Here is an 11341-nt window from a genome sequence, read left to right on the forward strand (position 1 = left end):
GTTAGTGGTGGCGCGGGCTTAGCCTCGCGCCATGCGCGCCTGGCCGTGCGCCTCGGGCAGGACCCGATGAGGCGGCTGGTGTCCGTCGATAAAGGCCCGGATGTTGACGATGACCGTTTCGCCCATCTCCACCCGCGCCTCGAGGGTCGCCGACGCCATATGGGCGGTCAGCACCACCTTGTTGGCCTCGGCCAGGGCCAGCAGGCGTGGATTGATACCCGAGCGGTATTCGAAGACGTCGAGTGCGGCCCCGCTCAGGTGCCCGTTCTCGATCTCGGCGACCAGTGCCTCCTCGTCGAGCAGTTCGGGCCGCGAGACATTGACCACCATCGCGTCCTGCTTCATGCGCGCCAGGCGCTCCGCGCCCAGGATCTGGTAGGTATCGCGGGTATAGGGGGTATGGAGCGAGACGATATCGACTTCGCTCACCATGGCGTCGAGGTCAGGCCAATAGGTGGCGCCGAGCCGCTCCTCTATCGCCGGGGGGCGGCGGTTGCGGGAGAAATAATGGATGTTGAGGCCGAAGGCGCGCGCGCGCTGCGCCACCGCCGTGCCGATGCGCCCCATGCCCACGATGCCCAGTGCCTTGCCGCGCAGCCGGCGCCCCAGCATCCAGGTGGGCGACCAGCCCTCCCAGCCACGGTCGCGAATGAGCAACTGCGTGCCCTCGACCAGCCGGCGCGGCAGCGCCAGCATGAGCACCATGGCCATGTCGGCCGTATCCTCGGTGAGGACGCTGGGCGTATTGGTGACGGTGAGCCCGGCCGCGTAGGCGGCCTCTATATCGATGTTGTCGACCCCGTTGCCGAACTGAGCTACCAGCCGCAGCGACTTCGGCACGCGCGCGAAAAAATCGGCGTCGAGCCGGTCGGTAATGGAAGAGACCAGCACTTCGGTGTCCGCCAGCGCGGCGATCACCTCGTCCTGGCTGAGCGGATTGTCGGCCAGGTTGAATCGGGTATCGAACAGGGTCTCCATCCGCGCTTCGACCGAAGCGGGGAGGCGACGGGTAACCAAGACCTTGGGTTTGTGCGCGGTCATTGCGCCGATACGGCTGCGGCCCGGGCGGGGGCGAACGGGCTTGTTTCAGGGTTGGCGGTGTGGTTCGAGTTCATTTCGCGCCCCTTTCAGCGACCATTAAGGTCTTTTGACTAGTGATAGGGAAATTCCAGAAGTCTGCAAAGTCATGTTTCACGCGCCCGGCGGGTCCAAGAGCCTTCCCTTTCTATCGGCCCTCGCCAAAGCCCTCTTCGTCGTGCTGATTCTGGTGCTGCCGCCAGCGGCAGCGCTTGGGCAATCGACCAGCAATCCCAGCGGATTGCCGCTGCCGCGCTTCGTGACCACCCGCTCCACGCCCATCAATGTCCGCGTCGGCCCGGGCACGAAATACGACGTCGCCTGGGTCTATGTGAAAGCCGGCCTGCCGGTGGAAATCGTTCAGGAATTCGATACCTGGCGCAAGATTCGCGACCTCGACGGTTCGGAAGGCTGGGTGCACCAGAACCTGCTCTCGGGCGGCCGGGCTGGCTATGTCGCGCCCTGGTCGAGCGGCCAGCAGGTACCCCTGCGCGCCAAGGCCGCCGAGGAGGCGGGCGTGCGCGCCTATCTCACCTCGGGCTTTCGCGTCGAGATCTCCCGCTGTGACGGTACCTGGTGCGAAGTGTCGGCCACCGACCACCCGGCCAACGGGCGGCCCACGACCTATACGGGCTTCCTGCCCCAGACCGATCTCTGGGGAGTCTATCAGGGTGAAAAGTTCGATTGAGGCCTAGAGCGCCTGCTTCTTGACACGGACGACGACGTCCACATGCGTCACCACCATCCCGTCCGGCGGCTCGGGCAGCCCCTGAATCTGGATGGATGCGGAGGGGATGTCGACCACGCGCTGCTCATCTTCGATATAGAAGTGGTGATGGTCGGACGTATCCGTGTCGAAATAGGAGCGCGACGCGTCCACCGCCACTTCGCGCAGCAGCCCGGCTTCCTGGAACTGGTGGAGCGTGTTGTAGATGGTGGCGAGCGAAACGTTGACGCGCGCATTGCTGGCTTCGGCGTGAAGCTGCTCGGCGCTCACGTGGCGGTGCGAACCAGCGAAAAGCAATTCGGCCAGGGCCACGCGCTGCCGCGTCGGACGCAGCCCCGCCATGCGCAGAACCGCAGTCAGGCACGGTCGCCGCGAGGGGATGGTTCGATGGGGCGATGTACGGTCGTGCATCGAGTCCTGGACGCTGTCACAATAGTGTTGCGGGAACTTATAGCCATCGGCGCACCCATGTACAAGCGCAGCGTCCCGGCATCGGGAGCGGCAAAAGCGCCCAAAGCCTGGTGATCGGCATCGGGGAACCGGTTGACCCGCCTGCGCGCGCCCTCTACAGGGAAGTGCAGTCAACTCAGAGAGCATATATGGCGGACCGCCCGAACGCATACGGATACGAAGAACTGCTGGCCTGCGGGCGCGGAGAGCTTTTCGGACCGGGCAATGCGCAATTGCCGCTCCCGCCCATGCTCATGTTCGATCGCATTACCCATATCGACGAGACCGAAGGCGCCCATCATCGCGGACAGGTGCGCGCCGAACTCGACGTCAATCCCGACCTCTGGTTCTTTGCCTGCCATTTCCAGGGCGATCCGGTCATGCCCGGTTGCCTTGGCCTGGATGCGCTCTGGCAGATGACGGGTTTCTTTCTGGGCTGGGGCGGGTCCCCTGGGCGCGGTCGCGCCCTGGGCGGCGAGATCAAGTTCACCGGCCAGGTGACCAACGACGTTAAGCTGGTTGAGTATGGTATCGATATCAAGCGCGTGATGCGCTCCAAGCTGGCGCTTGGCATTGCCGATGGCTGGGTCAAGGCCGACGGCAAGGTGATCTATGAGGCCAAGGACCTGCGCGTCGGCCTTTTCACCGACATTTGATGGTGCCCCGCGGGCCCCTGTCGTGTTTTTTGCAATCCGCTAGACTAGCCGTGGCGCACCGCCCGGCCTTTGCGCTACAAGAGGCGCCGCCCCGTAAGCGGGTCGGGCGCAGGAGATGAGGACGATATGAGACGAGTTGTCGTTACCGGGATGGGCATCGTGTCCTCCATCGGCAACAACACCCGCGAAGTGCTGGACAGCCTCTATCACGCCAGGCCCGGCATCACATTCGCCCAGGATTACGCCGATCTCGGCTTCCGCTGCCAGGTTCAGGGCGCCCCGAACCTCGACCCGTTCGAGGTTCTGGACCGCCGCACCACCCGCTTCATGGGCAAGGGTGCTGCCTGGAACTACATCGCCATGCAGCAGGCCATCGAAGACGCCGGGCTTGAAGAGAGCGACGTCAAGAACCCGCGCACCGGTATCGTGATGGGTTCGGGCGGTCCCTCCACCAAGGCGATCGTCGAAGCCGCCGACATCACCCGCGAAAAGGGCCCCAAGCGCATCGGGCCGCTGGCCGTGCCCAAGGCCATGAGCTCGACCGGCTCGGCCACGCTCGCCACCGCCTTCGGCATTCTGGGCGTCAACTATTCCATCTCCTCGGCCTGCGCCACTTCCAAGCACTGCATCGGCAATGGCTACGAGCAGATCCAGATGGGCAAGCAGGACATCGTCTTCGCTGGTGGCCACGAGGACCTGGAATGGTCCATGTCGAACCTCTTCGACGCCATGGGCGCCATGTCCTCCGATTTCAACGACACCCCGGCCCGCGCGTCGCGCGCCTATGACCGGGACCGTGACGGTTTCGTCATCGCCGGCGGCGCCGGTGTGCTGGTGCTCGAGGAACTCGAGCACGCCAAGGCCCGCGGCGCCAGGATTCTGGCCGAGATCATCGGCTATGGCGCCACTTCGGACGGCTACGACATGGTCGCCCCCTCGGGCGAAGGCGCCGAGCGCTGCATGCGCATGGCGCTCGATGGCGTCAAGCTGCCGGTCGACTACATCAACCCGCACGCGACCTCGACCCCTGTAGGCGACCGTAAGGAGATCGAGGCCATCCGCGCCGTCTTCGGTTCGGGCGACAAGTCCCCGCCCATCTCCGCCACCAAGTCGCTGACCGGCCATTCGCTGGGCGCCACGGGCGTTCAGGAATCGATATATTGCATTCTGATGATGCAGAATGGCTTCATCTGCGAGAGCGCCAATATCGAGAACCTCGATCCCGAATTCGAGGACATGCCGATCCTGCGCCAGCGCCGCGACAATGCCCGCATCGGGGTGGCGCTTTCGAACTCGTTCGGGTTCGGCGGCACCAACGCCACGCTCGTCTTCAAGCACCCGGATGCCTAATAGGCGATCTCGGCGAAGCGGGCGGCGCGCCCGTCATAGAGCTGCATGCGGCCGAGCAGCGGCTCGCCCAGCCCCACGATCAGCTTGATGGCCTCCATGGCCATCAGCGTACCGATAACCCCGGTGACAGCGCCCAGCACGCCCATCGCTTCGCACGAGGGCAGGTCTCCCTCAGCCGGATCGTCCGGGTAGAGGTCGCGGAAACGCGGATAATGCCGCCCTTCCGGGTCGCTGAGATGGGGTGCGAAAACCGTGACCTGCCCATCCATCATCGAAACCGCACCGGAGACCACCGGCACGCCCAGCGCCTCGCCTGCGGAGGTTACCGCCACCCGCGTATCGAACCGGTCGCTGCCTTCCACGATGACGTCATAGCCGGCAAGGCGCTCGGTCGCGTTGGCGGCGGTCAACCGCTCGTTGCGGGCCAGCACCGTCACGTGCGGATTGAGCTTGGTCGCGAATTCGCCGGCGCTCTCGGTCTTGGGCCGGCCGATGCCGGCACTTGCGTGAACGATCTGGCGCTGGAGATTGGAGACGGACACCGTGTCGTCGTCGAATATGCCCAGCGTGCCAACCCCGGCAGCCGCCAGATAGGCGATGACCGGGCTTCCCAGGCCGCCGGCACCTACGATGGCGACCCTGGCCGCCTTGAGCTTGTGCTGACCTTCTCCCCCCACACCCCGCAGCACGATATGCCGGGCGTAGCGGCGCGTTTCCTCGCTCGATAGAGATGCCATCTCGTCAGTCGCCAAGTGGTACAGCCAGGAACCTGCGGCTCGGGCCTTCGAAGCCGAACGGGAAGGTGGAAACGATGGCCACCCGATGCGCGCTCTGGTTGAAGGGCTGCAGCACGGCGAACAGCCGGTAACCCATCGGGCACCCGCGCGACATGGGCAGCTTCTGCCCGTCGCGATGGAGTTCGCTTACCGTCCCGTCCTTGTCGAGCGCCAGGGCGTATCCGAGCGGCTTGTCGCCGGTCAGCGCCACGCAGTCAAATCCCGCCTCGGCCACAGGAAAGTTCTCGAGCCGCAGCGTCTGGGTCGCCTCGCTCACCGTGGCAATGCCGCAGCAGGCAGGCTCAGCGAAGGCGAGCGTCGTGCCGTCCTCCTCAACCGCCCCGTCCCCGATCAGGGCAAGAATCTGGGCAGGATTGTCGATGTGAAGGCTCTCAAGGTCGGCCTGGGCGCGCTGGCGGGCCTCCGCGCGCACCTGGGCGAGCGGCATGTCGGGTTTGTCCTCGGGCGCCTGCACCCGGTAGGGCGTGCCCTTGACCCAGCTGTCGCTCGAAAGCTGGACGATATAGATGATCGAATAGGCGAAACCCGAGCCATCCTGGATGCCGTATTCCTCGAAGGCGAAATGGTCGCCATCCGCCGAATAGCCCAGGAAGTCTATGAGGGCGCGATCGCCGGCTGTCGTGGGCGTCACCACCAGCAACGCCGCCAGCAATGCGCCGATCCAGCTAAGCAGAATGGCCGGTCGAACCGAACCCTTTCGCGCCCCGTGCCGTCTCATCGAGTTTCTCCTCCAGCCTGAAATCGACCGCCGTGACCGGCGCGATGACCATCTGGGCGATCCGGTCGCCGCGCCGCACCGGGAAAGGCCGGTCGCCGTGATTGATCAGGATCACCTGCACTTCGCCACGATAATCGGAGTCGATTGTGCCCGGCGCGTTGAGGACTGTCACGCCGAACTTGGCGGCCAGCCCCGAACGCGGCCGCACCTGGGCCTCGAACCCTTCGGGCAGCGCCAGCGAGAAACCGCAGGGCACCAGGGCCCTTTGCCCGGGCGCCAGCGCCACGTCGTCATCGATGCCGAGCGCGGCGAGAAGATCCACTCCCGCCGCGCCCGCCGATTGTTGCCTGGGGACCGAAAGGCCCTTGCCGTGCTCGAGCCAGCAAAAGCCGACGCTGACCCTGTCCGTCATGGCCCTTCTCCCCCTGCTTACTTGCGCACCACGGCGTAGAGCTCTTCGGGGAGCTCGACCGTGCCGTTGATGATATCGAGGAACGGAATGACCGTCTCGGCCGACTGCTTGTCGGCGGCGAGGGTCATGTTGGTGTCCGTCACTTCGCCACCGCCGATCTTGAGCGTGAAGGCATGGCCCTCGAACATCTGCTGCATCATCGCCTTGGTCTGGGCGTCCATCTCTTCCTCCTGGCCGAGATCCTTGGTGATCTCGTTGGTGGGGAAGGCGACGCGAACCAGGCCCGGGCCGGCGGACGTGAAGGTCATGCCCTGTTCCTCGCCTTCCTCGTCGAAGACGAGATCGGCAAAGGCACCTTCCTTGGTGATCGTGCAGGTGGCCCCACCGTCGGCGTTCTCGGTGAGCGTGCCGTCCGAGCAGAAGTCGTCGGCCGCTGCGGCCTCGGCATCGTCCGAAGCCTTGCTCTCGGCCTGGCTGGCCTTGATCATCGGGTAGATCTCGGCGCTCATCGTCTGCGTGATGGTCGCCTTGGCGGTGGTGTCGCTGGTGACGTCGACCTCGATCTTGGCGTCGATGCAACCGGCCAGTGCCACGGTCAGGGCAAGCGCGCCAGCGAGCTTGCCGCAAAAACGTACAGTCATTGAATCCCTCTTGCGATTTTGTCGCCCTGCCGGACGGCAGTGGCGCGCCCCGTCGATCCCTCTAGCATGACTTGGCCGGGTCGCAAGCCGGATTCAGGCGATCATCCGCCAGATGGCGATGAGACAGGTCAGCACCAGCAGCCAGAATCCGAAGAGCAGCATGCCCCTGGAGAGCCACGGTTTTCTCTGGCTCTTCTCGGCCTGCCACTCGCTGAGTGCCGCTTCGGTCTGGCGGACGATTCCGGGCAGGCGCTGGACGGTATCGGTCAGTACGCCCAGTCCGTCGCGCAGGTCCTCGACGCGTCCGATCGGCCCCGCCTCGCGGCGGACCCAGTCGCCCACCACCGGCTCGGCAACCGTCCAGATGTCCAGCTCAGGATCGAGCGCGCGGGCCACGCCCTCCACGAGCACCATGTTCTTCTGAAGCAGGATCAGCTCGGGCCGGGTCTGCATCTCGAACAGTTCGGTGACCGTGAAGAGCTGGCCGAGCACGCGGGCCATCGAGATGTCATTGGCCTTGCGCCCGAACAGGGGTTCCCCGATCGAGCGCAACGCCAGGGTGAAGTCGTCCACCGACTGGGTGCGCGGCACATAGCCGATATCGAAGTGCCGTTGGGCGATGAGGCGGTAGTTGCGGGTGATGAACCCGTAGAGGATATCGGCAAGGAACCGGCGCTCTCGCTTGGAGATACGGCCCATGATGCCGAAATCGACCGCGATGACGTCCCCACTCGCCCGGTCGGCAAAGAGATTTCCCGGATGCATGTCGGCGTGGAAGAAGCCATCGCGAATGGCGTGCCGCAGGAAACCCTGGAGCAGCTTCTTGGCAAGTTCTTTGCGGTCGAGCCCGGCGGCGTCGAGCGCCTCGAGGTCGCGGATCGGCACGCCCTCCACCCAGCCGGTGGTCAAGACGTTCTGGGCCGTGAAATCCCAATAAACCTGCGGAACGATGAAGCCCTTGTCGTCCTTGATGTTCTCGGCGAATTCGGAGATCGCCGCCGCTTCCAGCCTGAGGTCCAGCTCGATCTGGGCGGAGTGGTCGAGCGTCTTGACCACCTCCACCGGCCGCAGCCGCTTGGTAGAGGCCACCCAGCGCTCGGCCAGCCGCGCGCCCGCGTAGTAGCTCTCGATGTCGGCGTTGAAGCGCTGCGCCACGCCCGGGCGCAGCACCTTGACCGCCACGACGCGCGCGATCCCGTCTTCGCCGACCAGCGTGGCCTTGTGCACCTGGGCGATCGATGCTGCGGCGACCGGTTCCGAAAGATCCTTGAGTTCGCGCGCCTTCTCGCCCAGTGCCGTGCCGAGGATGGCGGGCACCAGGGCAGGATTGAAGGGCTCCATCGAGTCCTGCAGACCCGAGAGTTCCTTGGCAATGTCCACGCCCACAATGTCAGGGCGTGTCGCCAGCGTCTGGCCGAACTTCACATAGGTCGGCCCCAGCAGGTTGAGCGCCCGCGTCAGCCGCTCGACGCTGCCGGTCTTCTTGACCGAGGGACGCTCGATGAGCCGCGCCAGTCCCACGCCCACTCGGAACGAGGGCGGCAGCGCCACCGGATCGATGATCGAGAACGCGCCTTCACGCGCCAGAACGAAGCCCGCCCGGGCGAGGCGAAAATAGGCTCCAAGCCCCATGGATAACCGCCTAGATCTTCCAGGCGCCGAACAGCGCCGCGATATTGCCGGAATAAGGAGTGTGCGTGACGCGCTTGAACCCGGCCGCCGCGATCATGGCCGTGAAGGCCGATGGGCTCGGGAACTTGCGGATCGATTCCACCAGGTACTGGTAAGGCTGGGCATCGCCCGTCACCACCCCGCCCATCGGCGGGATCACCCGGTCCGAAAACAGATCGTAGACGCGGTCGAGCCCCGGCACGTCCACCTGCGAAAATTCGAGCACGAGCAAGCGCCCGCCGCGCTTGAGCACCCGGTAGGCCTCAGCGAGGGCCTTGTCGATGCGCGGCACATTGCGGATGCCGAAGGCGATCGTATAGGCGTCAAAGCTCTCGCTTTCGAACGGCAGATCCTCGGCATTGGCTTCCACGAACGTCGCCTGGCTGCCGAAGCGCCAGTTCTTCGCCCGCTCGGCGCCTACCCTCAGCATGTCCGAGTTGATGTCGGAGACCGTGACCTGCGCGTAGCCCAGCGAAGCATTGATGATGCGCTCGGCGATGTCGCCGGTGCCGCCCGCCATGTCGAGGACGCGATAGGGCCGGGTACCCTTCTTGGGCGGCGCCAAGTTGGCGACCATCGCATCCTTCCAGACCCGATGAATGCCACCGCTCATCAGGTCGTTCATCAGGTCGTAGCGGTCGGCCACGCCGTGGAACACCGCGTTGACGAGGCCCTGTTTCTCCTCTAGCGCTACCTGCCGATTGCCGAAATGCGTGGTTTCGCGGGCTTCACTCATAACCTTCGCGGCCCGGTGGCCGCCTCCGCGTTCGTGATTTTGCGGCACCATAGCGGAGTGGGTCCGGCTTTGCCATGCCGCATCGGCTCCATGTTTAAGAGCGCCAGCAATGCCCGAATTGCCTGAAGTCGAAACCGTCCGCGCCGGGCTTGCGCCCTATGTCGAGGGTGCGCAGATTCTCAAGGTGACGCTCAATCGCAAGGACCTGCGCTTCCCGTTTCCCGATGGCTTTGCCGCAGCTCTCCAAGGCCAGACCATCCTGCGGGCCGCGCGCCGCGCCAAGTACCTGCTCTTTCCCCTTTCGGGCGGCAGCACGCTCCTCAGCCACCTGGGCATGACCGGCAGCTACCGGTTCGTCGAGTTCTCCTACAAGGACCCGAGCCGCTATTACGAGCCGCCTCCGGGCGAGAAGCACGATCACGTCGCCTTCCACTTGCGTCACCCAAGTCAGGGCGAGTTGCACCTTATATATGCCGACGCGCGCCGCTTCGGCTTCATGGAGCTCTTCGAGCGCGAGGAGGACAGTCCCTACCTCAAGGATCTCGGGCCCGAGCCGCTCTCCAATGCCTTCAACGCCGGCCAGCTTGCCACCCGCCTTGCCGGGCGCAAGGCGCCGATCAAGGCGTCCCTCCTCGATCAGCGCGTCGTGGCGGGTATCGGCAATATCTATGCCTCCGAGGCCCTGCACCGCGCCCACATCCGCCCAGACTGCCCGTCGGGCGCCCTCGTGGACGGCTCCAGCCGGCTCGACGATCTCGTCTTCGGCGTGCGCACCGTGCTGACAGAGGCGGTCGAGGCGGGCGGCTCGACGCTTAAGGATTTCCGCAACGCCGAGGGCGGTTCGGGTTATTTCCAGCACCGGTTCTCCGTCTACGACCGGGAGGGCGAACCCTGTCCCACCCCGCTTTGCAGCGGCACGATTGCGCGCATCGTGCAGTCCGGACGCTCGAGCTTTTTCTGCCCGGTCTGCCAGAAGGGCGCCTAGGCGCGGAATCCAGTTGACGCGGCCCCCTCGCTCTGCCTATAAACCCCGCGACTTGGCGGCCTCATGCCGCCGCTTTCATTTCAGACTCCGGGATTTGACAGCGCCGAGGGCGTGGTTCGGTTCGGGAGACAAGCGCCAAGAGGACATTCATGGCCAATACCCCGTCGGCTAAGAAGGCCACCCGCAAGATCGAAGCCCGCACGGCCATCAACAAGTCGCGCCGTTCGCGCATGCGGACCTTCCTGCGCAAGGTCGAGGAAGCCATCGCTTCGGGCAACAAGACTGCCGCCAACGAAGCTCTCAAGGCTGCGCAGCCGGAACTGCAGCGCGCCGCGACCAACGGCATCGTTCACAAGAACCTGGCCGACCGCAAGGTGTCGCGCCTGAACAACCGCATCAAGGCCCTGGCCTGATCCTGCCGAGCCGGCTTGGCCGGCTCGCATGACCCAAGTGACGAGGCCCCCGGAGACGGGGGCTTTTTGCATTTGGGGCAGGCGTCGCGATCCGTCTCAACGCTGCGACAATTCGACCCCATAAATCGCCAGAAGTTTCAGCAGTTTAGGCTGTCATGTTGCGCGGGTCCGGAAAGGGAAATTCCGCCTGTTTCTCCCGCTTTTTCGCACAGCATCGGGAATAAAATTCTTTGCGTCAGGAAGCTATTGCGCCCCGATTCTGCCTTGAGTCACAGGGCCTTGCCCGCCCCCCCTTGGGGGTGGGCTGGAAACCTTTTTTCGCTCTTGAGAGTCAACCCCCTTTTTCGATGAATCGCGTGTTGCGAGCCAAAAATTGGCTGTCTAAGATGCCTCGGTCAGTTCAAGAAACGCGGCGACAAGAGACGCGGTCTGGACTGCACTTCAGACTTGGGGCTAGTCAAAAAATCAGTCTCTTGCGACGCATGTCGATCGTCGGAGCAATGTTGGGGTACTGCAGTTCGTTTATGAGTTCTTTGCGGCAAACTGTCTAAACTTGCGTTGGCGTATCACTGACTAAACATCGGTCGGCGAAGACCGGTTCCACAACAGTATAAAAAGCGTAGTGCTGCGACGAAGTCGCGGCAGAAGTATTACTATGCCTGCGTCCCACAGCGGAGCGGGTGGTCCACGGCGTCCCAGGATGGGATG

Annotated in this window: 13 protein-coding genes; 5 read left to right on the plus strand and 8 right to left on the minus strand. The window is 64.5% G+C overall.

Going from position 1 to position 11341, the window contains the following annotated elements:
* Window positions 1-18: 18 nt before the first annotated feature.
* On the minus strand, window positions 19-1041 hold the full coding sequence (locus FNA67_RS21705) for a 2-hydroxyacid dehydrogenase (RefSeq protein ID WP_147658091.1): 1023 nt from the start codon (window positions 1039-1041) through the stop codon (window positions 19-21).
* Between the two features lie 145 nt (window positions 1042-1186).
* Between FNA67_RS21705 and FNA67_RS21710 the strand changes: the two genes are divergently transcribed.
* Window positions 1187-1765 (plus strand): SH3 domain-containing protein, encoded by a 579-nt coding sequence (locus FNA67_RS21710; RefSeq protein WP_053168108.1) that lies wholly within the window; start codon window positions 1187-1189, stop codon window positions 1763-1765.
* Window positions 1766-1768: 3 nt separating this feature from the next.
* On the opposite strand, the gene irrA is transcribed toward FNA67_RS21710, so the two are convergent.
* Window positions 1769-2215, minus strand: coding sequence for an iron response transcriptional regulator IrrA (gene irrA, locus FNA67_RS21715; protein ID WP_082202319.1), 447 nt, complete (start codon window positions 2213-2215; stop codon window positions 1769-1771).
* Between the two features lie 188 nt (window positions 2216-2403).
* On the opposite strand from irrA, the gene fabA reads away from it, so the two are divergent.
* The gene (gene fabA, locus FNA67_RS21720) at window positions 2404-2910 is read left to right on the plus strand and encodes a 3-hydroxyacyl-[acyl-carrier-protein] dehydratase FabA (RefSeq protein WP_049707132.1); all 507 of its coding nucleotides are present in this window, start codon (window positions 2404-2406) and stop codon (window positions 2908-2910) included.
* 126 nt (window positions 2911-3036) lie between these two features.
* Window positions 3037-4260, plus strand: a complete 1224-nt coding sequence (gene fabB, locus FNA67_RS21725) for a beta-ketoacyl-ACP synthase I (RefSeq protein ID WP_049707133.1) — start codon at window positions 3037-3039, stop codon at window positions 4258-4260.
* Here the strand turns inward: fabB and FNA67_RS21730 are convergent.
* The 6 genes from FNA67_RS21730 to ubiE all read right to left on the minus strand — a co-directional run bounded on the left by FNA67_RS21730 (window position 4257) and on the right by ubiE (window position 9235).
* The gene (locus FNA67_RS21730) at window positions 4257-4997 is read right to left on the minus strand and encodes a HesA/MoeB/ThiF family protein (RefSeq protein WP_147658092.1); all 741 of its coding nucleotides are present in this window, start codon (window positions 4995-4997) and stop codon (window positions 4257-4259) included. The genes fabB and FNA67_RS21730 overlap by 4 nt on opposite strands.
* 4 nt (window positions 4998-5001) lie before the next feature.
* Window positions 5002-5775, minus strand: a complete 774-nt coding sequence (locus tag FNA67_RS21735) for a DUF2259 domain-containing protein (RefSeq protein ID WP_147658093.1) — start codon at window positions 5773-5775, stop codon at window positions 5002-5004.
* Window positions 5723-6187 carry a dUTP diphosphatase gene (gene dut, locus FNA67_RS21740; RefSeq protein ID WP_049707136.1) on the minus strand — a complete coding sequence of 155 codons (465 nt, stop codon included), beginning with the start codon at window positions 6185-6187 and terminating at the stop codon, window positions 5723-5725. Before dut ends, FNA67_RS21735 begins: the two co-directional genes overlap by 53 nt.
* A gap of 17 nt (window positions 6188-6204) precedes the next feature.
* On the minus strand, window positions 6205-6828 hold the full coding sequence (locus tag FNA67_RS21745; RefSeq protein WP_049707137.1) for a hypothetical protein: 624 nt from the start codon (window positions 6826-6828) through the stop codon (window positions 6205-6207).
* 93 nt (window positions 6829-6921) lie between these two features.
* A complete protein-coding gene (gene ubiB / locus FNA67_RS21750; protein ID WP_049707138.1) occupies window positions 6922-8460 on the minus strand; it encodes a 2-polyprenylphenol 6-hydroxylase in 1539 nt (512 codons plus the stop codon).
* Between the two features lie 10 nt (window positions 8461-8470).
* The gene (ubiE, locus tag FNA67_RS21755; RefSeq protein WP_147658094.1) at window positions 8471-9235 is read right to left on the minus strand and encodes a bifunctional demethylmenaquinone methyltransferase/2-methoxy-6-polyprenyl-1,4-benzoquinol methylase UbiE; all 765 of its coding nucleotides are present in this window, start codon (window positions 9233-9235) and stop codon (window positions 8471-8473) included.
* 109 nt (window positions 9236-9344) lie between these two features.
* On the opposite strand from ubiE, the gene mutM reads away from it, so the two are divergent.
* Together mutM and rpsT are read left to right on the plus strand one after the other, a co-directional pair.
* Window positions 9345-10220, plus strand: coding sequence for a bifunctional DNA-formamidopyrimidine glycosylase/DNA-(apurinic or apyrimidinic site) lyase (mutM, locus tag FNA67_RS21760; RefSeq protein WP_147658095.1), 876 nt, complete (start codon window positions 9345-9347; stop codon window positions 10218-10220).
* A gap of 149 nt (window positions 10221-10369) precedes the next feature.
* Window positions 10370-10633: a 30S ribosomal protein S20 gene (gene rpsT / locus FNA67_RS21765; RefSeq protein WP_147658096.1), complete on the plus strand. Its 264-nt coding sequence runs from the start codon at window positions 10370-10372 to the stop codon at window positions 10631-10633.
* Window positions 10634-11341 lie beyond the last annotated feature (708 nt).

This window comes from Youhaiella tibetensis, from assembly GCF_008000755.1.
In the GTDB taxonomy this organism is placed as follows: Bacteria; Pseudomonadota; Alphaproteobacteria; order Rhizobiales; family Devosiaceae; genus Paradevosia; species Paradevosia tibetensis.